General features: G+C 63.7%; 33 protein-coding genes and 2 tRNA genes. 10 read left to right on the forward strand and 25 right to left on the reverse strand.

Going from position 1 to position 24,358, the window contains the following annotated elements:
* Nucleotides 1-40: 40 nt before the first annotated feature.
* The 23 genes from BLT81_RS01505 to BLT81_RS01590 all read right to left on the reverse strand — a co-directional run bounded on the left by BLT81_RS01505 (nucleotide 41) and on the right by BLT81_RS01590 (nucleotide 12,621).
* Nucleotides 41-1,336 (reverse strand): PBSX family phage terminase large subunit, encoded by a 1,296-nt coding sequence (locus BLT81_RS01505; RefSeq protein ID WP_019193336.1) that lies wholly within the window; start codon nucleotides 1,334-1,336, stop codon nucleotides 41-43.
* Nucleotides 1,336-1,743 (reverse strand): RNA polymerase sigma factor sigma-70 region 4 domain-containing protein, encoded by a 408-nt coding sequence (locus BLT81_RS01510; protein ID WP_155860775.1) that lies wholly within the window; start codon nucleotides 1,741-1,743, stop codon nucleotides 1,336-1,338. Before BLT81_RS01510 ends, BLT81_RS01505 begins: the two co-directional genes overlap by 1 nt.
* A gap of 79 nt (nucleotides 1,744-1,822) precedes the next feature.
* Complete coding sequence (locus BLT81_RS01515; RefSeq protein WP_019193334.1) at nucleotides 1,823-2,365, reverse strand: ParB N-terminal domain-containing protein; 543 nt, start codon at nucleotides 2,363-2,365, stop codon at nucleotides 1,823-1,825.
* A gap of 139 nt (nucleotides 2,366-2,504) precedes the next feature.
* Nucleotides 2,505-2,585, reverse strand: a tRNA-Ser gene (locus BLT81_RS12490).
* Between the two features lie 208 nt (nucleotides 2,586-2,793).
* Nucleotides 2,794-3,192: a hypothetical protein gene (locus tag BLT81_RS01520; protein ID WP_051011410.1), complete on the reverse strand. Its 399-nt coding sequence runs from the start codon at nucleotides 3,190-3,192 to the stop codon at nucleotides 2,794-2,796.
* A 155-nt stretch (nucleotides 3,193-3,347) separates the two neighbouring features.
* Nucleotides 3,348-3,533 (reverse strand): hypothetical protein, encoded by a 186-nt coding sequence (locus BLT81_RS01525; protein WP_019193331.1) that lies wholly within the window; start codon nucleotides 3,531-3,533, stop codon nucleotides 3,348-3,350.
* 150 nt (nucleotides 3,534-3,683) lie between these two features.
* Nucleotides 3,684-3,842, reverse strand: coding sequence for a hypothetical protein (locus BLT81_RS12495; RefSeq protein WP_019193330.1), 159 nt, complete (start codon nucleotides 3,840-3,842; stop codon nucleotides 3,684-3,686).
* Nucleotides 3,839-4,270, reverse strand: coding sequence for a dUTP diphosphatase (gene dut / locus BLT81_RS01530; RefSeq protein WP_019193329.1), 432 nt, complete (start codon nucleotides 4,268-4,270; stop codon nucleotides 3,839-3,841). The genes BLT81_RS12495 and dut overlap by 4 nt, the downstream gene beginning before the upstream one ends.
* Nucleotides 4,267-4,428 (reverse strand): MerR family transcriptional regulator, encoded by a 162-nt coding sequence (locus BLT81_RS12500; protein WP_155860774.1) that lies wholly within the window; start codon nucleotides 4,426-4,428, stop codon nucleotides 4,267-4,269. The genes dut and BLT81_RS12500 overlap by 4 nt, the downstream gene beginning before the upstream one ends.
* Before the next feature lie 360 nt (nucleotides 4,429-4,788).
* Nucleotides 4,789-5,199 carry a RusA family crossover junction endodeoxyribonuclease gene (locus tag BLT81_RS01535; protein WP_081582824.1) on the reverse strand — a complete coding sequence of 137 codons (411 nt, stop codon included), beginning with the start codon at nucleotides 5,197-5,199 and terminating at the stop codon, nucleotides 4,789-4,791.
* On the reverse strand, nucleotides 5,196-5,429 hold the full coding sequence (locus BLT81_RS01540; protein ID WP_019193326.1) for a hypothetical protein: 234 nt from the start codon (nucleotides 5,427-5,429) through the stop codon (nucleotides 5,196-5,198). The genes BLT81_RS01535 and BLT81_RS01540 overlap by 4 nt, the downstream gene beginning before the upstream one ends.
* 175 nt (nucleotides 5,430-5,604) lie before the next feature.
* Nucleotides 5,605-5,829 carry a hypothetical protein gene (locus tag BLT81_RS12505; RefSeq protein ID WP_155860773.1) on the reverse strand — a complete coding sequence of 75 codons (225 nt, stop codon included), beginning with the start codon at nucleotides 5,827-5,829 and terminating at the stop codon, nucleotides 5,605-5,607.
* On the reverse strand, nucleotides 5,810-6,286 hold the full coding sequence (locus BLT81_RS01545) for a single-stranded DNA-binding protein (RefSeq protein ID WP_019193323.1): 477 nt from the start codon (nucleotides 6,284-6,286) through the stop codon (nucleotides 5,810-5,812). Before BLT81_RS01545 ends, BLT81_RS12505 begins: the two co-directional genes overlap by 20 nt.
* Before the next feature lie 563 nt (nucleotides 6,287-6,849).
* Nucleotides 6,850-7,041 carry a hypothetical protein gene (locus tag BLT81_RS01550; RefSeq protein WP_019193322.1) on the reverse strand — a complete coding sequence of 64 codons (192 nt, stop codon included), beginning with the start codon at nucleotides 7,039-7,041 and terminating at the stop codon, nucleotides 6,850-6,852.
* A complete protein-coding gene (locus tag BLT81_RS01555) occupies nucleotides 7,034-7,294 on the reverse strand; it encodes a hypothetical protein (RefSeq protein ID WP_019193321.1) in 261 nt (86 codons plus the stop codon). The genes BLT81_RS01550 and BLT81_RS01555 overlap by 8 nt, the downstream gene beginning before the upstream one ends.
* Nucleotides 7,295-7,305: 11 nt before the next feature.
* Nucleotides 7,306-7,689: a hypothetical protein gene (locus BLT81_RS01560; RefSeq protein WP_019193320.1), complete on the reverse strand. Its 384-nt coding sequence runs from the start codon at nucleotides 7,687-7,689 to the stop codon at nucleotides 7,306-7,308.
* A 130-nt stretch (nucleotides 7,690-7,819) separates the two neighbouring features.
* The gene (locus BLT81_RS12510; protein ID WP_155860772.1) at nucleotides 7,820-8,908 is read right to left on the reverse strand and encodes a hypothetical protein; all 1,089 of its coding nucleotides are present in this window, start codon (nucleotides 8,906-8,908) and stop codon (nucleotides 7,820-7,822) included.
* A gap of 67 nt (nucleotides 8,909-8,975) precedes the next feature.
* Nucleotides 8,976-9,314, reverse strand: coding sequence for a hypothetical protein (locus BLT81_RS01565; RefSeq protein ID WP_019193318.1), 339 nt, complete (start codon nucleotides 9,312-9,314; stop codon nucleotides 8,976-8,978).
* Nucleotides 9,301-10,005, reverse strand: a complete 705-nt coding sequence (locus BLT81_RS01570) for a helix-turn-helix domain-containing protein (RefSeq protein ID WP_019193317.1) — start codon at nucleotides 10,003-10,005, stop codon at nucleotides 9,301-9,303. The genes BLT81_RS01565 and BLT81_RS01570 overlap by 14 nt, the downstream gene beginning before the upstream one ends.
* 154 nt (nucleotides 10,006-10,159) lie before the next feature.
* Nucleotides 10,160-10,987 (reverse strand): recombination protein RecT, encoded by an 828-nt coding sequence (gene recT / locus BLT81_RS01575; protein WP_019193316.1) that lies wholly within the window; start codon nucleotides 10,985-10,987, stop codon nucleotides 10,160-10,162.
* A 32-nt stretch (nucleotides 10,988-11,019) separates the two neighbouring features.
* Complete coding sequence (locus BLT81_RS01580; RefSeq protein ID WP_231286559.1) at nucleotides 11,020-11,997, reverse strand: YqaJ viral recombinase family nuclease; 978 nt, start codon at nucleotides 11,995-11,997, stop codon at nucleotides 11,020-11,022.
* A gap of 127 nt (nucleotides 11,998-12,124) precedes the next feature.
* Entirely contained in the window at nucleotides 12,125-12,307 is a 183-nt protein-coding gene (locus BLT81_RS01585) for a helix-turn-helix domain-containing protein (RefSeq protein WP_019193314.1), read from the reverse strand.
* Nucleotides 12,308-12,399: 92 nt separating this feature from the next.
* Nucleotides 12,400-12,621 (reverse strand): hypothetical protein, encoded by a 222-nt coding sequence (locus BLT81_RS01590; protein ID WP_019193313.1) that lies wholly within the window; start codon nucleotides 12,619-12,621, stop codon nucleotides 12,400-12,402.
* Nucleotides 12,622-12,844: 223 nt separating this feature from the next.
* Here BLT81_RS01590 and BLT81_RS01595 point away from each other — a divergent pair, with 223 nt between their 5' ends.
* A complete protein-coding gene (locus BLT81_RS01595; RefSeq protein WP_019193312.1) occupies nucleotides 12,845-13,231 on the forward strand; it encodes a helix-turn-helix transcriptional regulator in 387 nt (128 codons plus the stop codon).
* 197 nt (nucleotides 13,232-13,428) lie between these two features.
* Here BLT81_RS01595 and BLT81_RS01600 read toward each other — a convergent pair whose 3' ends face one another.
* Nucleotides 13,429-14,619 carry a tyrosine-type recombinase/integrase gene (locus BLT81_RS01600; protein ID WP_019193311.1) on the reverse strand — a complete coding sequence of 397 codons (1,191 nt, stop codon included), beginning with the start codon at nucleotides 14,617-14,619 and terminating at the stop codon, nucleotides 13,429-13,431.
* Between the two features lie 450 nt (nucleotides 14,620-15,069).
* Here BLT81_RS01600 and BLT81_RS01605 point away from each other — a divergent pair, with 450 nt between their 5' ends.
* The 8 genes from BLT81_RS01605 to BLT81_RS01635 all read left to right on the forward strand — a co-directional run bounded on the left by BLT81_RS01605 (nucleotide 15,070) and on the right by BLT81_RS01635 (nucleotide 22,009).
* Nucleotides 15,070-15,447: an HNH endonuclease gene (locus BLT81_RS01605; RefSeq protein ID WP_019193310.1), complete on the forward strand. Its 378-nt coding sequence runs from the start codon at nucleotides 15,070-15,072 to the stop codon at nucleotides 15,445-15,447.
* Between the two features lie 98 nt (nucleotides 15,448-15,545).
* Nucleotides 15,546-16,154 carry a DUF6973 domain-containing protein gene (locus BLT81_RS12515; RefSeq protein ID WP_155860771.1) on the forward strand — a complete coding sequence of 203 codons (609 nt, stop codon included), beginning with the start codon at nucleotides 15,546-15,548 and terminating at the stop codon, nucleotides 16,152-16,154.
* 296 nt (nucleotides 16,155-16,450) lie between these two features.
* Nucleotides 16,451-17,218 (forward strand): endonuclease/exonuclease/phosphatase family protein, encoded by a 768-nt coding sequence (locus tag BLT81_RS01610; protein WP_172812361.1) that lies wholly within the window; start codon nucleotides 16,451-16,453, stop codon nucleotides 17,216-17,218.
* A 498-nt stretch (nucleotides 17,219-17,716) separates the two neighbouring features.
* A tRNA-Pro gene (locus tag BLT81_RS01615) sits at nucleotides 17,717-17,790 on the forward strand.
* Nucleotides 17,791-17,867: 77 nt separating this feature from the next.
* A complete protein-coding gene (gene tig / locus BLT81_RS01620) occupies nucleotides 17,868-19,292 on the forward strand; it encodes a trigger factor (protein WP_019193309.1) in 1,425 nt (474 codons plus the stop codon).
* A gap of 180 nt (nucleotides 19,293-19,472) precedes the next feature.
* Nucleotides 19,473-20,057 (forward strand): ATP-dependent Clp protease proteolytic subunit, encoded by a 585-nt coding sequence (locus BLT81_RS01625; protein ID WP_019193308.1) that lies wholly within the window; start codon nucleotides 19,473-19,475, stop codon nucleotides 20,055-20,057.
* Between the two features lie 27 nt (nucleotides 20,058-20,084).
* Nucleotides 20,085-20,705, forward strand: a complete 621-nt coding sequence (locus BLT81_RS01630; RefSeq protein ID WP_040420683.1) for an ATP-dependent Clp protease proteolytic subunit — start codon at nucleotides 20,085-20,087, stop codon at nucleotides 20,703-20,705.
* 68 nt (nucleotides 20,706-20,773) lie between these two features.
* A complete protein-coding gene (locus BLT81_RS01635) occupies nucleotides 20,774-22,009 on the forward strand; it encodes a YibE/F family protein (RefSeq protein WP_019193306.1) in 1,236 nt (411 codons plus the stop codon).
* An 88-nt stretch (nucleotides 22,010-22,097) separates the two neighbouring features.
* On the opposite strand, the gene BLT81_RS01640 is transcribed toward BLT81_RS01635, so the two are convergent.
* Nucleotides 22,098-22,877: an alpha/beta fold hydrolase gene (locus BLT81_RS01640; RefSeq protein ID WP_019193305.1), complete on the reverse strand. Its 780-nt coding sequence runs from the start codon at nucleotides 22,875-22,877 to the stop codon at nucleotides 22,098-22,100.
* A 196-nt stretch (nucleotides 22,878-23,073) separates the two neighbouring features.
* Between BLT81_RS01640 and clpX the strand changes: the two genes are divergently transcribed.
* On the forward strand, nucleotides 23,074-24,348 hold the full coding sequence (gene clpX / locus BLT81_RS01645; RefSeq protein WP_019193304.1) for an ATP-dependent Clp protease ATP-binding subunit ClpX: 1,275 nt from the start codon (nucleotides 23,074-23,076) through the stop codon (nucleotides 24,346-24,348).
* Nucleotides 24,349-24,358: the final 10 nt, after the last annotated feature.

Consider the following 24,358-nt stretch of genomic DNA (forward strand, 5'->3'; position numbering starts at 1 on the left):
TCGGGCATGGGCCACGGGGTGTGGGGTGTGGGGAACGGCATCAGGCTGGCTCCAATACGCGGTCGAGGAGGTGTGCCCACTCCCATCGGGACGAGAATACAGCGTATCTGAGACTATCGACCGCGTCGTCAAGCTCTTTCACGGGTGCTTCGACGCCACGGTTCGCGGCTTTCTCGTCCCAGCGGTAGCCGGGCAGTTCTCGGATGAGTTCTGTGCAGTCCTTGGATACGAGAAGTTGGTCATTGTCCAGGAGGGAGGCGACGGTTCTGATTCCGTCGAGGACGGCGTTGTCGGCCTTCGCGAGGTCGGGGTGATTGTCCTCCCACAACTGGATGGAGAAGGATTTCGCGGCGGGGTCGGTGTAGGTCCATTCCGGTTCAGGCCATTTCTCCCGCCATTCGTCGCGTTTGCGCTTCAGGTCGGCGGAGAGTTTCGCGTCGGTTGTGCCGGTTGGTGGGGCCCACTCGTCGAGGACGATGAGCTTGGTTTCGCCGTCGACTTCCCCTGCCCCGAGGAGCATGCCGCGGGTGGGGTGGGTCGTGCCGTAGTCGATGCCCAGTGCGATGGTGCGGGTGATCGTGGGAATGCGGTCGGGGTGGATGGTGTGGCGGTCCTCATCCCACATGGGGTAGATCGCACCCTCGGCGGACACCCACAGGCCGAGGATGAACCGCTTGTGCCACAGGCCGGTGTACTCGCGGGCGAGGGCGTCACGATACTCGTCGGTGAGGGACGGGTTGTCGTCCATCGTGAAGTGCCAGTACGACCAGTTGGTGAGCTCGTCACCGGGTGGGGTGTCCTCGTCGAAGTGCATCGACCCGGGAATCTTGTTCAAGTAGTCCGTTTTCAACCAGTGGGCGGGGCTGTCGGGGTTGGTGGTGCCCCACAGTTTCGCCCCGGCGACGGACATGCGCGCCAGCATCTGCTTGAAGAAGGACTTGTTGAGGACGGTGATTTCGTCGCCGAAGGCCCGCCCGATAGTCATACCTCGGATGCGGGATTCGGAGCCTTCGTCATTAGCGCCGATGACGTGGACTCGACTGCCGAAGATGGTGGCGGTGGCCGCACCCTGCCGGTAGCGGATGAAGGGGCGGAAGGGGGCGAACACGTCGACGTTCTCGATGGGCTCAAAGACGTTGCGGTAGATGCTGTCGCGGTTCTTGCCGAAGATGACGATGCTGCCGGAACCTGTGTAGTCGGCGCATTCACTGATGATGATCCACAGCCAGCCGAAGGTTTTGCCGGCGCGGACGGACCCATCGAAGATGTTGACGCGGCACTGGGAGTGCTTGACGGATCGGCGCTGCATGGCGGACATGCCGGGGGTGGAGGCCATTAGTCGACGCTTCCTTTGATGGCGGCCATCATTTCATTGAGGGCGTCGCGGGCTCCCTGCTCGCCGGTGTTGTCTTCGGCGGGTTGGTAGGTGCCGGTGAGTTTCATGAGCCGGTCGACGCCTTTGTACCAGAGGTCGATTGCCTTGGGTTCGCCCTTGTTGACGCGGGGTGCGAGTTTCCGCATGGCCATCTCGATCTGCTCGATCTGGTACTGGCGGTATTCTTCGGCGTGTTCGCGGGGGTAGGTGTCCATGTAGCGCTTGATGTCTTTGCGGACGGTGGCGACGGATACCCCGAGGTGGTCGCTGATTTGGTCGTAGGTGTAGCCCAGGACGCGCATGTCTTTTGCTTTGCGTGAGCGGTCGGCGATGTGGAGGGTTTGTTGGTCGCGGTGTCGACTGGGCATGGTGACCTCCCGGGTCTGTGTTTCGGGCGGTCAGGTTAGGCGCGTGGGGGTGTTGTCCTGGCTCGGTGTTTCGCCACATTTACGCTATCCCGGCTGTGTAGCCTTCGGCTGTGAGCCGTCCCTTCAACGTGCGGGCGTCGGCTTCGGTGTCGCACTCGACGAGAACGTTCCACTGGGTGGGTTCCGGGTCGTCGGGCAGGCCGGGCACGTCCGAATCGTCGTCGGTGTCGCCGATGGTTTCGAGGAGGGCGTCCACGTCGTCGCGGGTGAAGCCTGTGCCGTCGAGGTCGGGGTAGTCGGTGAGGAGGTCGACCAGGGCGTCCACATCGTAGGTGGCGGCGTCGTTGGCCTTGTTGTCGATGAGGACGATGTCGCGGGCTTGCTTCTTGTCGACGTCGATGAAGTGCACGTCGATGTTCTCCCACCCGAGTTCTTGCGCCGCCTGCCACGTGTGGTTCCCGGCGACGATCACCCCGGCGAGCTCCGGTTCCTTCTCGCCTGTGACGGCGACGATGGGCTTGTACTGGCCGTGGGTTTCGAGGGAGTGGGCGATCATTCCGACGTCACCGCGCCGGGCGTTACCGGGGTAGGGGCGCAGCTCATTGATGGGGGTGAGGGTCATGGGTTGAGAGTGCCCTGCCGCTTTCGTTGTGCATGGTGTGCTGCACCCCAACAAAGGAGTTCTCAGACTCACGGGTGGTGGCTTGTAGGCCAGTTCCGGTCGCCTTACTCCCATCCGGGAACACAGATGGGGCGCTGCGCGGAAAGCGGAGGAGTCGAACCCCACGGCTTGCGCCGCCACCGGCTTTCGAGACCAGCTCCGCACCATGCGGTCGCTTTCCTTAACAGGGCCACCGTGAGGCTCATCGTGGGGAGGCGTCGGCGGTGCTGTTGTCGCTCACCCTACCACAAGGTGTTGCCTACAGGCAGCAGTGTGTTAGCGGTGCCAGAGGATGCCTTTGTAGCGGGGTTTGCGGCGCTCCGGGCGCTTCTTCCGCCGCGGCGGGGGTGTCTCCTCGGTCGGCGGGGCGGGCTGTTTCGGACGAATGGTCATGAGTCGTTTCCTTTCCTGGTGGTGCGTTTCTCCCGCCACCCCAACGCCGCCTGATGCTTCGGGTGCAGGGTGGCCAGCTCACCCCGACGCTTCAACGCGGCGTAACAAATGCGGCAGTAACCACGGGCCGCATGGGTCAAGGTGTCGGGGGTGAGGTGCACCTTCTTGTCGCGGGGCACCATCGGTTTCTTGCAGTTCAAGCAGCACTTCGGGGTGGGTTTGCGGCGCTGCCGCTCGGCGGGTGTCATGCCGACCTGTCGGTAAAGGTCGGCGGTTTTCTCCGCGCTGCCCTTCAGCCACACACCCGCCTGGATGACGTCCAGGGCGGGGGAGGGGTGTTCACCGTCGAGGGTGTCGCCAGCGCGGATGGCTTGGCGGGCGCACCACACTTTCATGGGGCAGTGGTGGCACATCTCGATCGCTTCGGCCCGCTGCTCGGGGCTCGCGTGGGATGGGTTGGTGAAGATGGAATGTCCCTCGCATGGTGGCCGCACACGGCAAAGCCTAGCGGAGGGTGTTGCCTACAGGCAACAGATGAGCAGGGGTGTTTCTAGTCGTCGTCTTCGGAGAGTTCGTCTAGGGAGTGTTTCGCCGCCTCCAGCAGTCCGAGGGCTTGGACGTAGGGGATGTTGCCTTCCACGCCGACGTCGAACAGGATGTCCCCGTCGGCGTCAAACCCTGTAGTGATGGTGATGCGGCCAACTTCCACTTTGATCGGCGGCTCAATCAGACTCATACCGGGCAGTGTCGCGGGGCAGGCGGGTTGTCCGGGCTTTGCGGGGTGTGAGTTGGTATCGGCTTGTCCCCGGGCGCCAGCCGTAGGTGCCGCAGTCGGGACAGCGGGTTTCTACCCCTGCCTCCCCACCACACGCATGGACGAAGGTGGTCATTTGGGGTCTCCTTGTGCGTGTCGGGCGGCGTAGGTGAGGGCTTCTTTGTGGTCGGTGAACACCTGCATGGTGCGCAGCGGGTCGTGGGGGCGGTAGACGATCCAGGACCACCCGTACTGGTAGCGTCGGCCGGTGACTTTCCACCGCCGGTTCATGCCGCACCCGTACTTCCGAAACCAGCCGCACCACGGGCCGTGGCCGGGGTGGTGGCGACCGTAGTGAATGTGGGCAACTCCACCGCCTGCACGACGAGCTGGGCGATGCGATCCCCCTGGGTGATGATGACGTTCTCCCGGCCCGTGTTGTGCAGCAGCACCTTGACCTCGCCGGTGTATCCGTGGTCGATGGTGCCAGGCGAGTTCAGGACGGTCACACCGTGTTTAGCGGCCAGACCCGAGCGGGGGTGGATCAGTCCCACAAACCCGTAGGGAATGTGGATAGCCAGGCCTGTGCCGACGAGGGCGCGCTCCCCCGGGCGAATAATCGTGTCCCCCACGGCACTAAGGTCGGCCCCCGCGTCACCGTCATGCTGCCGCGCCGGGGACTTCGCATGCGGGGAAAGAAGCTGGCAATTGATGTTCATGCGTCTCCAAACTCGAAGTTGTCGGTAATCCACTTGTCGATGTCGCCCTTGAACCACTCCTTGCGGCGCGGCGGGGCGACCGGCGGAAGTTTCCCAGCCCTGTCCCAGTGGCGGATCGCCGCCGTGGTGTAGCCGGTGCGCTCCGCGATATAGTCCACGCCCACACGCTGTCGGGCCCTCCAGTTCCTGCCGCTCACTCAACGAACTCCACCGACCGCTTAACCTCGTCAGGAGTACCCGCCCATCGCCCGGAACCATCGCGGTATCGGATGCAGGAATCATCCCGGTTGCGGTGACACTTCTTGCAGTGGCGGTAGGGGGTTCCTGTTTTGGCGATCCGCTGCCGGTGTTTCGAGCAGTAGCGGCCGTTCCCGCTCGATGTGGTCCGGTCACATTCTGGGATCGCGCAGAGGGTACACTTCGGCACAGCCCTCACACTCCTTGTCAGTGTCTGGGTTAGGCCCGGGCAGTGTTGGCGCACTGGTTCCGGGCCGCTTCTTTCAATACATTTTAGCACGTCAGGCAGCATTTTTCACCGTCACGTGGGCACCTGTCATGTGACTGTCGGGCGCGTATTCCTTCCGGGCATCCCAGTGCACAATCCGCGCATCATCCTTAAGAACCACACCCGTCAACCCATCGCCCAGAGCTCGCATGTACTTGTCGAGATCGCCGGGTGTCGCGGGCCGGTCGAACTTCGGGCGCTTGGGGCGGTCCAGGTAGAACGTGACGGACACGAAGACGGGCGCGTCGATCGGCTCGCCCTTGTACTTGGTGCGGCAGATGAGCCGAATCGTTTCACGCCAGGTGGGGAGTTTCTTGTCCATCTCGACGAGCCGTCCGTTACCGACGTGGCGTTTCGACCCTTGTGTCGCGGGTACGCCGGGGATGAAGCAGTCCAGCAGTGGGGTGGTAGTTGGTGCTGTCATGGGCGGACCCGTGCGTAGAGGTAGCCGTCGTGGATTCGGCCTTCGAATCCGGTGCCGAGGAGTTCGCCGTTGTTGATGCGGTTGCGGTAGGTGCGGCGGGTGCCTGGGGTGAGGCGTTTCTGGTTGGGGAAGGGGAGCCAGGATTCGTTGGGGTCGTCGGCGGTGGTGGCGGTGGCTTGGAGTTGTTGGGCGAAGGCAGTGTATTTGGTGGTGCGGTCGGGTATTCGCATGGTGGTCTCCTAGCTGGTGAGCAGGTCGATGAGGGTGATTTCCAGCTTCGCCAGCCACTGCATCGCCGCGGCGTAATGCGATCGCTTGTACGCTGGTGGGTGGTTGTTCATAGGTCTAGTTCCTTTCAATGTCGTGGGGTGTGTGGCAGTGCGGCGTCGCGCCCAGTGCCAGGGGTTAGAGGCGGATGTTGATGTCCAAGTCCGGGGGCCAGGTGCGCCCCCCTCCAGCGGTGTACTGAATGCGCCAGCCGCCGCCGGGCAAACTGTTGATTTCGCGGATGGTGCGATCCTCACCGTGTTCGGGTGACCACATGACCATGCCGGGGGCCGCCTTGCCAGCCGGGATGCTGGCACGGAGTTTCAGGCCGGGCTGCTGGCTGTCAGAAGGGAGGGTCGTCATCGTTGGTTCCGCCGTCGAATTCGCCGCGGCTGTCTTGGGCGATCCAGCCGCTGGCCTGAGTCTGCTGAGGTGCGCCGCTATTGCTCTGGCCAGTTTGGGTGCGTGCGACCTGGGCAGTCGCATACTTCAGGGACGGGCCGACCTCGTCGACCTTGACCTCGAATACGGTGCGGTTCTCGCCCTCGCGGGTTTGGTAGGTGCGCTGCTTCAGGCGTCCGTTGACGATGACGCGCATGCCCTTCGAGAGGGATTCGGCGACGTTCTCGGCGGCTTGCTTCCAGATGTTGCACGTGAGGAAGAGGGCGTCGCCGTCTTCCCACTGTTTCGTGTCCCGGTTGAACGTCCTGGGGGTGGACGCGATGCGGAAGTTGCACACCGCGGCGCCGTTGGGGACAAAGCGCAGTTCCGGTTCGGCCACGAGGTTGCCGATAAGGGTGATGGGGGTGTCGTTAGCCATTGGTGGATCCGATCTGGTTGGTGGTTGGTGGTTGGTGGTTGTGTGGGGGTGCAGGGCGGCAGTGCCGGGCGGGTGACGGAGAAACCTGCCCGGGTGTGCCCTTGCGCCGGCGAGGGGGAAACCGGCTCACACCTCCTGGTTCCCGCACCCGGTTGTGAGCCGGCTGGTTTGGCCACCCGAGGGAGGGTGCCAATGTGCGGGATGGTGCCGACAGGCCGCGAAAAGTGGTGTCGGTGTCGGCATCCTGTTGCTCATTCCGGTGCTGCCTCCCCGCGAAGGTGGCGGGGGTTCCAACGCCCCCACGCGGCTAGCACGAGTGGGGTAAGTACATCCGGTTGAGCCTATGCCGCCGTCCGGGAGTCGAACCCGGCTGTGCCCACCCGCATGGGACGGGGCATATGCAGTTAGTCCCACCCAGCGTGCAAACGAAACGCAGTGGTCGGGTGGGGTATCTGTTTCCGCTATTGAGTTGTCAGAGATCGGGGCCACACTCTGTGGTGGGCCGTGGTGCGCTCCCCGGACTTGCACGCGGGGTGTCTGCTGGCAGCGCTAAGCAGTGGGGGTTAGCGGATGCGGCGCGAGCCGCCGAGCACGTCAACCCAAATGTCGCGGGCAACCCACGCGGCACACCCGGCGACCAGGGGGATACCGGCGGCGGCGTCGGCGTGCCACAGCAGCCAGCAGAACGCGGCGACCGCTACGAGGGCGGTCAACGCCAGGGCGACGGCGATGAGGGTGTAAATGGTGTCACGCACGGCGGATCACCTTCCTGCCGATGTAGTTCTCCACCCCGAACCGCTGCTCCATCCGTTCGCGCAGTCCGGAGCGGAACTCCCAATCACACTCGGGGGACTGAGCGATGAACCCATCGATGATGGTGTCGAACACGGCGTCGGCGTGGTCGTCGCCGAGGTAGGCCGACAGGGCGCCGTGGGCGTAGGCGAGGGCGTTGCGGGTGTCGTTCGAGTTGGAGGACACGATGCGGTTGTGCAGGTCTTTGTGGCTCATGGTGGTTTCTCCTAGAGGGTGATCGTGGCGATGAGGTCGAGGCTGTCGGAGAAGATGGACCAGGTCACGCCGAGGGCGGGGGTCACATCCTTGATCTGGTCGATGACCTGGCTGTCGTCGGCGTGGTCGTCGCCGAGGTCGACGCTGGTTTCGAGGGTGTAGGCGTAGTGGGTGCCGCTGGGGGTGCCGCTGGGGGTGGCGTCGGTGACGAGGTTGAGGGCGGTGAGGCCGTAGCGGGCGGCGAGGGTGGCGTCGCACTCGTTTTCGGTGTCGCCGGGGATGAGGAGGACGGTGGTGGCGATGATGAGGCCGGTGTGGGTGCCGTTGTCGTAGACACCGGCGTTGCGTTCCGCGGTGCGGATGCGGTCGCGGGTCATGGCGGGGGTGGTGGTCATTGTGTTCTCTTTTCGGTTGGTGGTTTCCGGTGGCAGCCGGTGTGACACTCATGATGTTATCTGGGTTGCTGCCTGTAGGCAACATATGAGGCAACATTAGTTTGCATGGGGGTAGTGAGCGGGGGTGGGGCTAGCTCGCGGCCTGGATGTGGGTTTCCCCGTCCGAATCGGGGCGCAAACCGTGACCGCAACGAGCAAACGCGCCAGAAGCCCGTTTAACGAGTCCATCCGGCCCACATAGGGTACAGGCACCAATCTCACGTTTCCGGCGCTCTACGGCCCCCTCACGCGCCGATTTCAGCCTATCCTCCGCCAACCGACGAGCAGCCCCACACGCCCCACACGCCGGCACCTCCAAACGCGGCAACCCCGCATGCTCACGACACCGCGCATCCGACGAATCCCCCACAACCCACGGATGCCCCGACCACACATCCGCGGCGGGCGCGACAGCGCCCAAGCCGCCCCCACCCCCCGAAGAATCAAAAGGGGGCTCTACGGCCTCACGCGCACGCGCCCCGTAACTATCACTGCTTACAGTTACCCCCTGATTATCTATCTTCAGATTACTTATTATGGGGCTACCCTCTCCGCTACCCTCTCGGGAACCCTTTCTGGAACCCTTCGGTAATGCCTTTCCCGAACCCTTTCCCGAACCCTTTCCCGAACCCTTTTCGGATGGGTTTGTGGAACCCTTTCCCGAACCCTTTTCGCTTGGGTTTCCGCTTGGGTTTCCTCCCCCTGTTTCGGTCGTCTCGGGGGCGGGGTGGGTGTCGATGTAGTGGCGGGCTTCTTCGACCTGGAGTCCCCCGAGGGGTGGGTTTTCGGCGTCGAGGCGGCGCACTTCGTGGCTGATCGCCTCGTGGAGGGTGGGGGAGGCGACGGCGAGGAGTGTTTTGAAGGCGTTGCGCGCCATGTTGGGTTGTTTTAGGACGAGGGTGTTGCGGAACCAGGAGCGGATGGCGGCTTCTTCGGTGTCGCGGTCGATGATGAGGAACCCTGCTTCTTCGAGCTCTTGGGCTGCGGTTTCGACGGTGTCGCGGGTGAGGGTGGGTGAGAGCGCGGCGAGGCGGTTGGGCCTGTAGTCGAGGACTCCTGCGGTGCTGGTGGTGGGGTGGGACAGTGCCAGGAGGTAGAGGTGTTGGGCGTGGTGGGAGAGGGCGGTGAAGTCGGGGTTGGACCAGATGTCGACGAAGATGGGGGCGAATTGGCGGGCCATTGTTTGTCCTCACTGGAGTTGCAGAGCGGTAATTACACGTGCGGTAGCCGCGTGTCTAGGCAGCACTTTAGGCAGCATCTTCGCCGCTGGGAATGGTGGTTTTGGGCACGCCTACCCATTCGTGGATGAGGGCCCCGCGGCGGCTGGGGGCGGTGGAGCGTCGGCTGTTTTCGGTGGTGGTGATGAGTCCTTCGGTTTTGCAGGTGCGGAAGAACGAGCCGATGGTGTTTGGGTGGTGTGGGGTGGGGGCGTCGGCCATGAGGCGGCGGAAGTCGTCGGCGGTGAAGGGGCGGCCACTGTTGGCGAGGTCGTTCATGGCTGCGCGGGCTGCGGTGTGCCAGTTGTGGTGGGCGGCGAGTTCGGTGTAGTAGGCGACGTCGCGGATGTCGATCTCAAGCTGCTGCATGGCGGCGGTTCCTTTCCTGGTCGTAGAGGCGTTTGTGGTGTTTTTTGCAGCGTCCGCGGGTGTGGACGGGTTGGTCGCATTCGATGCAGTGGGTGACGCCGGGGTGGGTGTCTGGGTCGTCAATGTCGTCCCATGCGGCTGGTGGTGCCCACCCGTTCTTGCGGGCGGTGGGGGTGGGTGGGCCGATGACGGGGGCGTCGTGTTGGTCTTCCCAGATTGTTGTGTTGATGCGGTTGGCGAGCTCGCGGGTGATGAGGGTGGGATTGCGTGTGCTGGTGCGGGAGACGGTCTGTTGTTTCGCCCCGATGTAGGCGGCGATTTGTTGTTGGCTCCACCCGGCGGCTTGGAGGGCGTGGAGGCGGCGGATGTAGGGCCAGGCGGGGATGCGTTCGGTGTTGCCGGTGGGGCGCGCCGGGTTGATGCGGGCGATGGATTTGGCGGTGGAGGTGCGAACTTTGGTGTTGCTGCCGCGGCGGAGGATGCGGATGGTGTGGGTGGACAATCCGGTTTCGTCGGCGATGGCGGCGAGGGTCCATCCGTTTTCGGTGAGGTGGCGGACTTTGTTGATGGTGGGGGCGGCGTCGACGTGGGGGTCGGTGAACCCGTGGTGCTTGGCGTGGATGTAGCAGTAGCGGTGGCGTGCTCCGCGGAGTGCGGTGCGGGTGCAGTTGGGTTTGATGCAGGTTGTCACGGGGTTGGTGGCTTTCGGTTGTTCTTGCGCGCTATCTTTGACCTGCTGTTTTACTGATGTGCTGTCGTGTTTCCGCAGGTCGCTGTTCGAGTGTGCGCGGCGGGTGAAAAGGGGGGTGTGATTGCCGGATGCCCCGCCCCGGAAGGTGGTGCGACTAGGCGCTGGCTTCCTCCGGCTGATCGTCGACGAGTTCGCCGTCGATGTGCTCCGGGGCGTCACCGTCGCCCTGCGGGTGTTCGCCGTAGTTGATCGCGTCCGGGGCCAGGTCTACGCGGACCGTTTCGTCGGCGGCGATAGCCGTCGCCAGCTCCGTGGACTTCGGCATCCACTTCGACAGCTGGCGCACACACGTCTTGTGGGCCATGGCCTCGAAGTTGTCGACCCACGGGCCGAACTTCTTCGACTTGGCGTAGCGGTCGCGGTACTCCAGCATCTCCGGGTGCGACATGACGTAGAACGCGTGCCCGCCGGTGGTGAACTTCGCCACGGCGTAGTAGGCGACCGGCCGGCCCTTATCCCCGCCCATGTAGGGCTTGTGGACGAGCTTGTCCTCCAATCCGTAGTCGACGTCGAAGACGTCGTTTTCGTGCACGGTGCGGGCGATGAGGGATTGGATTTGTCCAGAGCGGTGCGCCAGCTCGATCAGGCCCTGGTAGCCGATTACCAGCTGGGCGACGTCACCTCCGGCGCGGCGGTCGTAGAACGGAAGCAGGTAGGCGTGGCCGAGCACGCCGGGGCGCAGGCCGAGCTGCGCGCAGGTCATGAGAGAGCCGAGGACGGACTGCGGGGTGCACTGGGCCAGCTTCGGGGTCTGGCGCAGTGCGGTGAGCGCGTCGCGGACGAGCTGGGTGGCTTCCAGGCCCTTGGGTGCCGCCATTTGGAACTGCTGCTCCATCGATTTGATTTGGTCGGCGAGGGTTGCGGGGCGCTGCTGGGCGGGAGCGGTGTTTGCGGCCATGCGTGCTTCGAGGTCTTTAGCCATGAGGGTTCTTCTCCTTGAGTGGTGTTGTGTAGTTAGGCGATCTTTTGCGGGTTGACGCTGATGGTCTGGTAGGTGGCGTACACGTCTGGGTGGTCTGCTTTGAGCCGGTCGGTGTCGAGCTTCGGCACTTGGTGGGTGTAGCTGTCGAACATGTCTGGTTTCTCGGCCTGGAGTCGTTTCTCGTCGAGCCTGCCGCGCCGTGTTTTCGCCCAGATGGTGTCGCCGGTGGCGATTTGGTCGTGGCCCGCCATGAGCTTGAGCAGGTTGTTCGATGCTTCCGTTTTGCGTTTTTTCGCTGCTTGCTCATCGGCGTGTGCGGCGTGGTATTGCTCGACCCACTTGCGGGCGTCGGCTTCTGCGACTTCGTGGGTGCCCTTGTTGCGGGTCTGGCGCCATTCGGCGACCAGCGCGTCTTTGGTGCGTTGGTGCCAGTCCACGTCGGGGGCGGTGTAGGTCTCCACGAGACGCCAGAACTTCTGCTCGGCTTCCCACATCATTTCCAGGATGTTCGGGTTCAGGGTGATGTGGTGGATTGACAGGTGGTTGCCACCGACGAGGCCGGCGACGACGGCGTCTGTCCAGCCTGTGACTAGCCCGGTGTGATGCACCTGAATCTCGGCGTGGTCGGGGATTTGGTCGTCCCACTGGGCGCGGTTGAATGCGCTGGTGTTCTTGAACTCGAAGATGGTCTCTTGGCTTTCGACGATGCCGTCGAGGTTGGCGCGCAGCCATGGGTGCTCCGTGTTGGCCCATGCGTCGTCGGTTTTGACGATGTTCAGGTTGAGTTCGTCGGCGACGGCTTCGCGGATGACTGGTTCTAGGCGGTTGCCCCACTCGCGGAGCTCGGCGGTGGCGGGGTCGACGGGTAGGTCGAGGGGGGCGCGGCCGGTTTTTTGTTCCCAGAGGGTGTAGGGGGATTCCCAGGCGGATAGGCCCATGATGATGCTGGCGTCGGAGGAGCCGATGCCGTGGCGGCGTTGTTCGAGCCATTCGGCTCTGTTAGCTGTCACTGGGAGTGGGGTGACTGTGGTAGGGTGCTGCTGCATTGTGTTTCCATCTGGTTGGTGGTGCATGTGCATGGCGATCACTTGGTGCGATCGATGGGCTGGCAGGCCCACGTGCTGGTGGTCGCCTTTCCTATGCGCTCATGTCGGCGAGATTGTCCATGAAGTTGTCGACCTCGGTTCGGCGGATGCGGTAGGTGCGGCCGATTTGGAGGGCTGCGAGGTTGCCGGCGCGGATGTGGTTGTAGATGTAGCGGTCGGAGAAGCCGGTGGTGTATGCGACTTCCTCGACGGTGAGGTAGTCCTTGTCTGGCATGGCAGTGCCTTCTTTCGTGTGGTCGGTGGTCTTCGGGCTGTGTGGCCCTGGTGCCCGTGGCGGGGCTTGAACCCGCCTGCCTGCCAGTCGGGCTACTTGATTTTCAGGTAGTACCCCTGGCCGAAGTGGCGGAAGTCTGGGTTATTGCAGGCCCACACATCTACGCTGGTGGTGTCCATGCGTTTCACGGTCGCGTGGCGGTATTTCTCGCGGGCGTGGGCGAGGGTGGCTTCCACTGCTTCCGCAAGGTTGTCGTGGGGCAGTGTTTCGGTGATCGGGGTTACGCCGTCGAAGTGGGTGCGGGTGATGGTCATGGTGTTCTCGTTTTCTGGTGTTGCCCTGCCGTGGCAGCGGCGGGGTGTGGTTGGTGGGCAGGTTCCGCCGGGTTCCTGTCGGTTCCGCTCGGTTCCTGTTGGTTCCTATGCTACCTAGGGCAGCATATAAAGGCAACATAAGGCAACAAAGTGGGGTGTGTTCACCCCCGAATTACACGCTTGTAGTGCGGTTTTACTGCTGCCTGTAGGTAACATTCAGGGCATGACAGCGGAGCCCAACACTCAACTCGCGAACCTCGTCTCGATGGCCCGTCGTGGCCTGGGCATTAGCCAGGCGGACCTGGGGGAGGCAGTGGGGAAGTCTCGCCACTGGGTGACCCAGCTGGAGAAGGGGTCGTGGTACCGCACGGGGGAGCCGTTTACCCTGGAGTCGGATGGGGCGATCAAGCTGGCGGGCGTGCTGGGTCTTTCGGTGGTGGATGTGTTGCGGGCGGGGCGGGTCCCGGAGATTAAATGGCCGGATTTATCGAACTACCGTTCGAACGATGCTAATGTTGCCGTCGTAGACATCACTAAGCTCACCCCTGCACAACAAGAACTCGTCGAAGGTATCGTGAATGAATTCATCCGACACAACCACCAGGAATAGGCCACCTGACCTGCTTGTAATCCCCCAGGTCCGCGCAGTCATCCCCAATGACCAACTCACCCCGCTCGAACAAAACCTAGCCCGCGAAGCATGGGCAGCGTTCGGCAACGCGCCCGCGTGTTCGAACACTCGGGCGACGTGGACGGTGGCGATCTGCCACATCCGCCACGCCACCCCCCACATCGTCACCACACTGACTATCCCCAAGCGGTCAAAGCAGCCCGAGCCGCATCCTGCGACACATGCAGATAATGCCGCGTCGACACCAACGTCGAATGCCCCACAATCTGCCTGATGATCTCCGGGTCAACCCCAGCCTCCAGCAGGCCCGTCACCATCGTGTGACGCGCCGAATGCAGATCAACCGGCCGCACCCCAGCCCGCACACACAACTCCCTCCACGCCGCGGTGTCATCCCGCGCCAGAATCGGCTTCCCATTCACGCGGAACACCAGACCTTCGGCCCCCGACTCTTCGCGCCACACACGCAACGCCGCCGCCAAATCAGGCGTCATGGGCGCCCGCCGGATCGACGCCGCCGTCTTCGGCCGCTGAAACCACAGCCCCTTGTAGCAGGGACGAATCTCGAACCCCTCCGGGGCCGCCGGCTCCCGCTGCGGGCAGCGCGCCGGGCTGACCCCCTCCCGGCACGGGCACCCCGCCCCATGACGCCACGGCACCCGCTGAAGCTGCCACGACACATCGGCCGACTCCTGGCCGGGGGAGAGGTCGACGCGCTCCCACTCCATCCCTAGGCACTCGCCCTGGCGCGCCCCAAGGCGCAGCGCCATGAGCCATCGGGCCCGCCACATCGGCGGCTCCGCCTCGATGACGTTGACCAGGGCTCGCACCTCCGCCGCCGATAGGGCCTCACGCTCCCTGGAGGATGCCCGCGGCTTGTCCATGCGGTCGCACACGTTGAACGGCACCTTGCCCTCCCGCAGCGCGTCGGTGAGGACGCGGTGGAGGGTGTTGTGGACGGCCTGGACAGTTCGCGACGACGCCCCGCCGTCGCGCATGGTGGAGTGGAGGAACCGGACGTGGTCGACGGTGAGCGCGTCCAGCTTCTGCCGGCCGATCGCGGGGATGACGTGGACGCGCCCGTAGGAGCGGTAGTTCGCCAGGACGTTGGGTCGCACCCGCGGGGCGGCGATGGTGTCGCACCAGTGGGTCCACCAGGCGGCGACGGTGGGGGAGGTGCCGGTGATGTAGGTGCCGTCGAGGACGTCTTTCATGGCCTTGCGGCGTTTCTCGACGAGTTTGTCCTTGCGCTTGGCGGTGATTTCGCGGCGGTGGCGTTTTCCGTCGGGGGTGACGCCGAGGTCGATGGTGAAGGCCCACAGGCCGGTGGACTTTTTGCGGTAGATGTTGCCTACTGTTGCGCTCATCGGGGGTGGTTCTCCTGCTGGTTGGTGGTGGGCGGCAGGTCATGCCAAAAGTCATGCCACGCCGGTTCCTGCCCGTTCCGCTCGCTGCCTGTGGGCAACAATGGTGGCTACATTGCGACCTGCGGGTATGGGCCGGTATGTTGCCTTAGGGTAGCAGAATGGGTAGCCTTCCAAGCTGAAGACGCGGGTTCGATTCCCGTCGTTCCCTCCATAAGAACGTCACTCTGGATACAAAGAATCCTGGCCCGGCCGGGACGTATCTGGGGTGGCGTTTTCGCTGTTCTGGCGGGGTTTTTGCCGGTTCAGGATGGCCGGTGGTGGGGACCTGACCCCCTGTTGGTGGACATAGGCTAGCCCCGGTTGATAGCCGGAGGAAGGTTGTCTCAGTCCAACTAATGGGGAGCAGTTCACTGTTGAGGGCTTTGCCATGCATGCGAAGGGTGGTGAACAATGCCGAAGTGTCCAGCAAAGCCGTGCCGGTATCCCGGCTGCCCGCAGCTCACCCACGAGCGCTACTACTCGGTGCACGCGAAGGTTGAGGCTGCACGCTATCGCAAGTACCAGCGCGACCCAAAGATTAACCGCCGCTACGACAAGGTGTGGAAACAGGTACGCAAGCGGTATTTCGCGGCCCACCCGTTGTGTGAGGACTGCCAGAAAGCAGGGCGGGTCACGCCAGCGGCCGAGGTGCATCACATCCAACCACTCTCGAAGGGTGGTACGCATGATGAGAGCAACCTTAGAGCGTTGTGTACGCCCTGCCACGCTAGGCAGTCCGCGTTGGATGGTGACCGGTGGCGGCAAGCCCCACGCGTCTACACGTATTAGCAAAGTGTGGCTCGCCACACATTATCAATAGGGTTGCGATCTGACAGACACTCTCTTAATGTTTTGTCATGGTCTAACCTGAAACATAGGGGCCTACGTTGGAACGCACACTCCGAACTTCAATTGTCATCACCGCCTTGGCCCTCACGTTCGGCCTCGGCACAACACCAGCATGGGCTGAAGAAACACAAGATGCCAACACGCAACCCACTTCAGCAAGTCACTACTTGACCACAGACCAGCTTCAGAGGTTCAGCCTTGACGCTCTTGACGTCGGCGAGTCGCAACCTGCCCGACCGGATGATTTCAACACTTACGGATACTATCCTGGTGGGCTGAACCCTGCAGAAGCTAGGTTCTGCGCGCAACCCTGGAACTCGGGTAAATGCGCATCCGCTAAATCGGCAGCAGATGATGCACTTGCAAGATCCCAGGCCAAGTTCGACAGGGATTCTCTGAATCAGGGTAAGGGTGACGCTTACCGCCACTGCTATTGGAGTGCCAGAATGACCATCGACATGGGCGCGGGAGAAGCTCAGGGGTTCGGTGATCGCCATGAAGCTGAATCTTCTGGCCGTGATAAGGAGATGGATCTCGCTAACAACGCAACTGGTCGATCAGTTGGTCAAAGCTATCGCACCTATGATAGCGCCTCCAACCGTTGTGAATGGCTTGCACGCAACAACCGGTTGGTGACGTTACGGTAGCTGACCAGAGTCCCATGAGTCGTGACAATTGGGAAGCCTTGCACCAGAGTGGTTCTAAGGGATTACTCTGGCGTAAGGCTATGTTTGTTTGCGGGATTGTGTTGGGCTGCTTTTCCTGTATTGTGGGGCTATTCCCACAGTTTGGGGTTGCCAGATCGTTGAGCGTCTACCTTCCCTTCGCTCAGGTGTTAGCCTTCCCGCAAGCACTGGGGCTGGTGATACTACTCCTTGGCGGGTGTGCTACCGGTGTCGGTTGGTGGAGGCGATGGTCAAGACTTGCCCTAACTTCGTGTTTAGTGTGGATTGTCGCGGGAGCAGGATTTTTGTTCGCGCCGAATGGTATCCCACATCAGGTCAGCGGCCAACAACATTCCACCGTTACAGAGAGGAACCTGACGGTCGTTACGTTTAATACGGGATCAATGCTGACCACCAGCGATTTCCAACAACTTGTCAGTACATGGGATCCCGACATCATTGTTTTGCCCGAAACGTCCGGCTATGAGCTTCGTGAAGCGATAGAAACGTCAAACTATGACGGCCAGCTCTTTGAAACTCGTAATGATGGTCTTCCGAACACTTATACAGGGCAAATCGCCCCCACGTCAGTCGTAGTACATAAAAGGCTTGGAGCAGCGCACTTTACACGAGGCCCGGTAACATCATTCGGAACAGTTGCCATCGAGTTTGACGATGCTCGGCTTCCTGTGATTCTAGGGCTACATACAGCACCACCGTTGCCTAGACTTATGAATCAGTGGCGGGATGACATCAATCGTGTCGTTGAGTTTGGTAACTCGATACAAAAACCGCTTATAATCGGGGGCGACTTTAACGCCACTCTTCGCCACGGTCCTCTTGCCACTAGAGGCAAGCTTATTGATTCGCAAGAGCTCTGTTCAACCACCCCCACTGGTACGTGGCCAGCTGGTGCGCCCACCCTCTTAAGATCACCCATCGACCATATCTTCGTAACACAAGGAATAACAGCCCACTCCTGTCAAGTGCAGCAGATTGGTTACTCCGATCACCTCGCTTACACAACTCAAGTAGCTGTTCAATGAGTGTTTTAGCACTGCTTAGAGTTGATGCCTCTAATCATTTTCGCAGCATAAAACGCGCTGTAAGCGATTCTGAGCGCCTTATATTCTCGGTGGCGGTGTGAGTCGTTTTTCTTCCGTTCGACCGTATAAAACCCACACGCCTGGACCAGCCTCAGGAACCGCACACCTGGGGCTTTTTCTATGCTCGCATCATCGGGCACCGTCTGCACCCACCCGGGCTCTCCACTGCACCCACCATGCCCGGTGTTGTACCCACCCCAGCCTTTGTATCCACCGTGACCACCTTTGGTCCACGACCATCCTGGGCCATCCTGGATGGAAACAGGTGAATATACGGCCCCGCCAGCACAGATCGCGTTGTCCGTGCCGGCGGGGTCGTCGGCGTTGACGGGGTGAGGAAGGGCGGGGGCGGGGCAATGCGACCCCGTGAAATCGCGCGGGATTAGCCCACGCTACAATCGTTTCCCGGTACGTCACAAGGCCGTACCACCCGGTCACCGGGGCGTGGCGCAGCTTGGTAGCGCACCTGCTTTGGGAGCAGGGGGTCGCAGGTTCAAATCCTGTCGCCCCGACAAGGGGCGGGCCGCTCACGAGAGCGAGCCCGCTGCTAGGACAGACCTCAATACACCGACGACTACAGGAGCTATCTGTGAAGACTTCCGTCGATAAGCTCAGCGAAACCCGCGTGAAGCTTACCGTCAACGTTCCGTTCGACGAGCTTGGCAAGGAGATCGACCAGGCGTACGCGGCCATCGCACAGCAGGTCACCATCCCTGGTTTCCGCCGCGGCAAGGCACCTCGCCAGCTTATCGACGCCCGATTCGGCCGTGGCCCCATCCTCGAGCAGGTGGTCAACGACATGCTGCCGTCGCGCTACGAGCAGGCCGTGATCGACAACGAGCTGAACCCGATCGGCCAGCCCGAGGTCGACGTCACCACGATCGAGGACAACGACTTCGTCGAGTTCACCGCCGAGGTCGACGTGCGCCCCGAGATCGAGGTGCCCGACTTCTCCTCCATCTCCGTGACCGTCCCCGCGATCTCCGTTACCGACGAGGACGTCGACGCTGACCTCGAGGACCTGCGCTCCCGCTTCGTGGAGCTGCAGGAGACCGAGCGTGAGCTCAAGGACGACGACGTCGCCGTCATCGACGCCGCGGTTGAGGTCAACGGCGAGAAGGTCGAGGAGGCCTCCTTCGAGTCCCTGTCCTACACCGTCGGTTCCGACGACCTGATCCCGGGCCTCGACGAGGCCATCACTGGCCTGAAGGCGGGCGCCGACGCGGAGTTCACGACCACCCTTGCGCAGGGCGAGCACAAGGACGAGGAGGCCACCGTGAAGGTCCACGTCCAGCAAACCAAGGAACGCGTCCTGCCGGAGCTCGACGACGAATTCGCACAGATGGCCTCCGAGTTCGACACCATCGACGAGCTGCGCGACTCCTCCCGCGAGCAGATCGAGGAAACCAAGAAGACCCAGCAGGCCGCGGACATCCGCGACGAGGTGCTCAAGGCCGCCCTGGCCACCGCCGAGTTCGCCCTGCCGGAGTCCGTTGTGGAGGAGCAGGTGCACAACCGCCTCCACCAGCTGCTGGGCCAGCTCGCTCACGACGAGGCCACCCTGGCTCGCTTCCTGGAGATGCAGGGCACCACCCGCGAGGAGTTCGACAAGGAGTCCCGCGAGCAGGCTGAGGAGTCCGTGCGCACCCAGCTGTTCCTCGACGCCCTCGCCGAGCAGGAGAAGGTCGAGGTGTCCCAGCAGGAGCTCACCGACCACATCCTGTTCACCGCCCAGTCCTACGGCATGGACCCGAACCAGTTCGTCGCCCAGCTGCAGCAGTCCGGGCAGATCGCCAACCTCTTCGCGGACGTGCGCCGCGGCAAGGCCCTCGCCGCTGCCATCTCGCGCACCTCGGTGACGGACGACAACGGCACCGAGATCGACCCGAACGAGTACTTCGGTGAGATCGACGACGACGCGGACAACGCTGAGGCCGAAGGCGCTCAATCCGAAGGTTCTCAGTCCGAAGGTTCTCAGTCCGAAGGTTCTCAGGACGGTAACTCCGAGAGCTAACCGCCACAACGAGGCCCGCCCGGGTGTGTCCTGGGCGGGCCTTTTTGGCGTCGAAAAGCGAGTTGTCGCACCTAAGTACGCTGCTAGCGAACACGGGCCATCGTGTCGGTGGGGCCGAGTAGGGTGGTGGCATTGGCCAGAAACCGATTCACCGAAACCGATTCACCGAAGGAGCCCATTATGACTTCCCCGCAGGCCGGATTTAATCTCGGCGACTCCGTCTACGAGCGCCTCCTGCGCGAGCGCATCATCTTCTTGGGCCAGCAGGTCGACGACGAAATTGCGAACAAGCTGTGCGCCCAGATCCTGCTGCTGTCCGCGGAGGACCCGAACCGCGATATCGCCCTCTACATCAACTCGCCCGGCGGCTCCGTGACTGCGGGCATGGCGATCTACGACACGATGAAGTACTCACCGTGCGACATCGCCACCTACGGCATGGGCCTGGCCGCCTCGATGGGCCAATTCCTGCTGTCCGGCGGCACGAAGGGCAAGCGCTTCGCGCTGCCGCACGCGCGCATCATGATGCACCAGCCCTCCGCCGGTGTCGGCGGTACCGCCGCGGACATCGCCATCCAGGCCGAGCAGTTCGCGCAAACCAAGAGGGAAATGGCGGAGCTGATCGCCGAGCACACTGGCCAGAGCTTCGAGCAGATCACCAAGGACTCCGACCGCGACCGCTGGTTCACCGCCCAGGAGGCCAAGGAGTACGGCATCGTCGACCACGTCATCGAGCGCGCGCAGGGCGCGATCTCTAACCAGTAACCACCGAGAAGAGGAGAAAACCAGCACATGTCTTCTAACATGCCCACCTCCCGATACGTCCTGCCGCAGTTTCTGGAGGAGACCTCCTTCGGCACCAAGCAGATCGACCCCTACGGAAAGCTCTTTGAGGAGCGCATCGTCTTCCTCGGCACCCAGGTCGACGACACGTCGGCGAACGACGTGATGGCGCAGCTTCTCGTCCTGGAGTCGCAGGACCCGGACCGCGACATCACGATGTACATCAACTCGCCCGGCGGCTCCTTCACCGCGCTGATGGCCATCTACGACACGATGCAGTACGTCCGCCCCGACGTGCAGACCGTCTGCCTCGGCCAGGCGGCGTCGGCCGCCGCCGTCATCCTCGCCGCCGGCGCCCCCGGCAAGCGCGCCATGCTGCCGAACTCCCGCGTGCTCATCCACCAGCCCGCCACCCAGGGCACCCAGGGGCAGGTCTCCGACCTGGAGATTCAGGCCGCGGAGATCGAGCGCATGCGCCGGCTCATGGAGACCACGCTGGCGCACCACACCGGGCGCACCGCGGAGCAGATCCGCATCGACACCGACCGCGACAAGATCCTCACCGCCTCCGAGGCCGTTGACTACGGCATGGTCGACCAGGTCTTCGACTACCGCAAGCTCAACGCCTAGGGCCCTCCCCGCCTCGGCTACTATTGCACCTTGTTATCAATAGCAGGATGTAGAAGCGAGGAGTGAGGATGGGCCGCCACCATGCGAGCAGCACTCGTGAACCGGGGGACAACACCGCGGCCCGCATGACACTGGCGGGCGCGCTCGCCGCGGCGCTGATCCTCACCATCGTCGGCCTCGTTCTGTTGTGGCCGCGCGGGGAGGCGCCGGACCCCGAACCGGGTTTCCGGGAGTCCCAGGCGGTGGCGGCGACCGCGTATGAGGCCGAGGTCACGTCGGTCTTTGAGACGGGCTGCGACGCGTCGGTCGCCGGCCGTGTCTTCGGCGACACCTCCGCCCCCGGTACACCGTCGGGCACCGAGTGCACCACCTCCGTCGTGCGTATCCTCGAGGGCCCCGACGCCTCGATGAACACGATGCTGCAGACCGCGGGTCGGCCCGACGAGCCCGACCTGGAGGAGGGCCAGCGCGTTTTGCTCACCCGCGGCGAGCACGCGGACGGGGGCGCCCACTACACCTTCCTGGATATGGAGCGCACCGTCCCGCTCGCCGCCTGGCTCGCCGCGGCCGCACTGGCCGTCATCATCATCGGCGGGTGGCGCGGCGTGCGCGCGCTCGTCGGCCTGGGCTTCACGCTGCTGCTCTTGTTCGTGTTCCTCGTCCCAGCGCTGCTGCGCGGCGGCCCGCCGGTCACCCTCGCGGTGGTCTCCGGCGCGGCGATCCTTTTCCCTGTGCTCTTCCTCGTCCACGGCTGGAACTGGAAGGCCGCCTCGGCGCTCGGCGGGACGCTCGTCGCCCTCGTCGCGGCCGCGGGCTTGGCGCGCGCGGCGATCGGCACGACGCAGGTGCGCGGCCTCGGCGAGGACTCCAACTTGCTCATCCAGCTTTACCTCCCCGGCGTGAGCGTCGCCGGGCTCATGCTCGCTGGATTCATCATCGGCACGCTCGGCGCGCTTAACGACGCCACCGTGGCGCAATCCTCCACCGTCGCCGAATTGGCTGAGGCGAACCCCGCTGCGCGCCCCCTCGAGCTGTTCACCGCCGCCATGCGCGTCGGCCGCGACCACATCGCCTCGATGGTGTACACCCTCGTGCTCGCCTACATCGGCGCCGCGCTGCCTATGACGCTGCTGCTCGCCGTCGTGGACCGGCCCCTGGGGCAGATCCTCACCTCCGACGTCGTCGCCACCGAGCTGCTGCGCTCCGTCGCCGGCGCGTTGGGTCTCGCGCTGGCAGTCCCGGTGACCACGCTGTTCGCGGCGTTCACCGCGCGGGGGCGGGCAGGCGCCGCCGCTTCACCCTAAAAACAGAACTCTCACAATCCGCGAAGGGGGCTCGTTTTCGAGGTTTTTTAGGGGTGTGTTTTTAGAGTTGTGCCGGCGCGCGCCGGTCCTAGCGCGTGAGGAACGACAGCAACGCCGTGGTGACGGCCTCCGGGTTTTCCAGACCGACTTGGTGCGAGCCGGGGGTGACAACGACGGACTCGGCGGGCCCGGAGACCCCGGCGGCGATCTCGGCCAGCTGATCGGGGCCGGTCGAGGGGTCGTCGGCGCCGGCGATGGTGAGGACGGGGCAGCGGATCTCGCCGAGGCGGGAGCCGAAGTCCCAGTGCGCCAGGGCGTCGCCGTTGAGGGCGTATCCCTCGGGGTCGACGCCTTCGATGATGCTGCGCACGAAGTCGACGACGTCGGGGTGCTCGGAGTGGAAGGGTGGGGTGAACCAGTTGGTGAGCATGCCGTCGGCAAGCGCGTGCATGCCCTCCGTCCGAGCGACGCTGGTGCGTTCTGCCCACCGCTCCTCGCCGCCAAGGTAGGTGGCGGTGGAGCAGAAGACGGCGCGGTCGACGCGGCCGGAGGTGGCGGCGAGGTACTGGGCGAGCACGCCGCCGAGGGAGAGCCCGACGACGCTGAAGCGGCCGACGCCGAGCTGGTCGAGGGTGGCTAGGACGTTGGCGGCGAGGTCGGCGACCGTTGTCGTGCCCGGCTCGGCGTCGGGGCGGGGCGAGCCGCCGTGGCCGAGGTGGTCGATGGCGATGACGTGGAAGCGCTCGGCGAGGGCGGGGATCTGGTTTTTCCAGGTGGCCTGCGTGGTGGCGATGGAGCTCAGCAGCACCACGGTCTCGTCGGCGGCGGGGTCGCCGTGGTGGGTGGCGTGCAAGATGGTGGGGGTCATGTCGCTTCTCCTTCGTTGTTCCGGTTTGTTGGTCAGATGAAGTACTCTGGGCATCTATACCCGCACGCTCCATTGTGGCGCTCAAGCCGCTGGGGCGTGGGGAATGCGCGATACGGGCGCGACGTTGTGGGTGCCGGGCCCTGGGAGAATCCCGGATGAGAAGTCGAGATCGTAGAAGCGGGAGTACAACACTTTCATGGCAGTTACTCAAGACACCTCTGACCTGCTCAAGTGCTCTTTCTGCGGGAAGAGCCAGAAGCAGGTGCGCAAGCTCATCGCCGGCGGCGGTGTCTACATCTGCGACGAGTGCATTGAGCTGTGCAACGAGATCATCGAGGAGGAGCTCGCCGGTTCCGAGGGTGCGAACTCCGCCGCGGAGGACCGCCTGCCGCGCCCCTCCGAGATCACCGCGTTTTTGGACCAGTACGTCATTGGCCAGGATTCGGCGAAGCGGACGCTCGCGGTGGCTGTGTACAACCACTACAAGCGCATCAGGGCGGAGTCGCCGGCGGCGGGCCGGAAGCGCGAGGAGGAGGTCGAGATTGCGAAGTCGAACATCCTCCTGCTCGGCCCGACGGGCTCCGGCAAGACGTACCTCGCGCAGTCGCTGGCGCGCATGCTGAACGTGCCGTTCGCCATCGCCGACGCCACGAGCCTCACGGAGGCCGGCTACGTCGGCGAGGACGTGGAGAACATCCTGCTCAAGTTGCTGCAGGCGGCGGATTTTGACGTCAACCGCGCGCAGCACGGCATCATCTACGTCGACGAGGTGGACAAGATCTCCCGCAAGTCGGAGAACCCCTCGATCACCCGCGACGTCTCCGGCGAGGGCGTCCAGCAGGCGCTGTTGAAGATCGTGGAGGGCACCGTCGCCTCCGTGCCGCCGCAGGGCGGCCGCAAGCACCCCAACCAGGAGTTCATTCAGCTCGACACCACGAACATCTTGTTCATCGTCGCGGGCGCCTTCGCCGGCCTGGACAAGGTCGTCGCCGAGCGCGTGGGCAAGAAGGGCATCGGTTTCGGCGCGGAGATCGACTCCAAGGCCAAGCGCGACGAGGCCAAGTTGCTTGCCGACGTCCAACCGGGCGACCTGGTGAAGTTCGGCCTCATCCCCGAGTTCATCGGCCGCCTGCCCATCATCGCGACGGTGGAGGACCTCGACCAGGAGGCACTCGTGCGCGTGCTCAAGGAGCCGAAGAACTCCCTGCTCAAGCAGTACGGGCGTTTGTTCGCCATGGACGGGGTGCAGCTGACCATGACCGACGAGGCCCTGGGCGTCGTCGCGGACAAGGCCGCCGAGCGCAAGACGGGTGCGCGTGGCCTGCGCGCCATCATGGAGGAGCTGCTCGTTCCCATCATGTACGACCTGCCTGACCGCGAGGACGTGGCCGAAGTGGTGGTCACGGACGCCGTTGTGCGCGGCGAGGCGGAGCCGGAGTACGTGGAGAAGAAGGAGCCGAAGTCGGCGTAGCCCGCCCCGT

This window comes from Corynebacterium timonense (genome assembly GCF_900105305.1).
GTDB classification, from domain to species: Bacteria; Actinomycetota; Actinomycetes; order Mycobacteriales; family Mycobacteriaceae; genus Corynebacterium; species Corynebacterium timonense.

Excerpts from the sequence above, each read along its gene's own strand:
- BLT81_RS12510 (WP_155860772.1), bottom strand. The coding sequence starts at position 8,908 with ATGGCCCGCCAATTCGCCCCCATCTTCGTCGACATCTGGTCCAACCCC.
- BLT81_RS01520 (WP_051011410.1), bottom strand. The coding sequence starts at position 3,192 with ATGAAAGTGTGGTGCGCCCGCCAAGCCATCCGCGCTGGCGACACCCTC.
- BLT81_RS01585 (WP_019193314.1), bottom strand. The coding sequence starts at position 12,307 with ATGCCAGACAAGGACTACCTCACCGTCGAGGAAGTCGCATACACCACC.
- recT (WP_019193316.1), bottom strand. The coding sequence starts at position 10,987 with ATGGCTAAAGACCTCGAAGCACGCATGGCCGCAAACACCGCTCCCGCC.
- BLT81_RS01505 (WP_019193336.1), bottom strand. The coding sequence starts at position 1,336 with ATGGCCTCCACCCCCGGCATGTCCGCCATGCAGCGCCGATCCGTCAAG.
- BLT81_RS01540 (WP_019193326.1), bottom strand. The coding sequence starts at position 5,429 with ATGCGAATACCCGACCGCACCACCAAATACACTGCCTTCGCCCAACAA.
- BLT81_RS01525 (WP_019193331.1), bottom strand. The coding sequence starts at position 3,533 with ATGAGTCTGATTGAGCCGCCGATCAAAGTGGAAGTTGGCCGCATCACC.
- BLT81_RS12495 (WP_019193330.1), bottom strand. The coding sequence starts at position 3,842 with ATGAACCGGCGGTGGAAAGTCACCGGCCGACGCTACCAGTACGGGTGG.
- BLT81_RS01630 (WP_040420683.1), top strand. The coding sequence starts at position 20,085 with ATGTCTTCTAACATGCCCACCTCCCGATACGTCCTGCCGCAGTTTCTG.
- BLT81_RS01590 (WP_019193313.1), bottom strand. The coding sequence starts at position 12,621 with ATGACCATCACCCGCACCCACTTCGACGGCGTAACCCCGATCACCGAA.
- BLT81_RS01510 (WP_155860775.1), bottom strand. The coding sequence starts at position 1,743 with ATGCCCAGTCGACACCGCGACCAACAAACCCTCCACATCGCCGACCGC.
- BLT81_RS01515 (WP_019193334.1), bottom strand. The coding sequence starts at position 2,365 with ATGACCCTCACCCCCATCAATGAGCTGCGCCCCTACCCCGGTAACGCC.
- BLT81_RS01635 (WP_019193306.1), top strand. The coding sequence starts at position 20,774 with ATGGGCCGCCACCATGCGAGCAGCACTCGTGAACCGGGGGACAACACC.
- BLT81_RS01535 (WP_081582824.1), bottom strand. The coding sequence starts at position 5,199 with ATGACAGCACCAACTACCACCCCACTGCTGGACTGCTTCATCCCCGGC.
- clpX (WP_019193304.1), top strand. The coding sequence starts at position 23,074 with ATGGCAGTTACTCAAGACACCTCTGACCTGCTCAAGTGCTCTTTCTGC.
- BLT81_RS01625 (WP_019193308.1), top strand. The coding sequence starts at position 19,473 with ATGACTTCCCCGCAGGCCGGATTTAATCTCGGCGACTCCGTCTACGAG.
- BLT81_RS01560 (WP_019193320.1), bottom strand. The coding sequence starts at position 7,689 with ATGACCACCACCCCCGCCATGACCCGCGACCGCATCCGCACCGCGGAA.
- BLT81_RS01545 (WP_019193323.1), bottom strand. The coding sequence starts at position 6,286 with ATGGCTAACGACACCCCCATCACCCTTATCGGCAACCTCGTGGCCGAA.
- BLT81_RS12505 (WP_155860773.1), bottom strand. The coding sequence starts at position 5,829 with ATGACGACCCTCCCTTCTGACAGCCAGCAGCCCGGCCTGAAACTCCGT.
- BLT81_RS01640 (WP_019193305.1), bottom strand. The coding sequence starts at position 22,877 with ATGACCCCCACCATCTTGCACGCCACCCACCACGGCGACCCCGCCGCC.
- BLT81_RS01565 (WP_019193318.1), bottom strand. The coding sequence starts at position 9,314 with ATGCAGCAGCTTGAGATCGACATCCGCGACGTCGCCTACTACACCGAA.
- dut (WP_019193329.1), bottom strand. The coding sequence starts at position 4,270 with ATGAACATCAATTGCCAGCTTCTTTCCCCGCATGCGAAGTCCCCGGCG.
- BLT81_RS01595 (WP_019193312.1), top strand. The coding sequence starts at position 12,845 with ATGACAGCGGAGCCCAACACTCAACTCGCGAACCTCGTCTCGATGGCC.
- BLT81_RS01600 (WP_019193311.1), bottom strand. The coding sequence starts at position 14,619 with ATGAGCGCAACAGTAGGCAACATCTACCGCAAAAAGTCCACCGGCCTG.
- BLT81_RS01555 (WP_019193321.1), bottom strand. The coding sequence starts at position 7,294 with ATGAGCCACAAAGACCTGCACAACCGCATCGTGTCCTCCAACTCGAAC.
- BLT81_RS01605 (WP_019193310.1), top strand. The coding sequence starts at position 15,070 with ATGCCGAAGTGTCCAGCAAAGCCGTGCCGGTATCCCGGCTGCCCGCAG.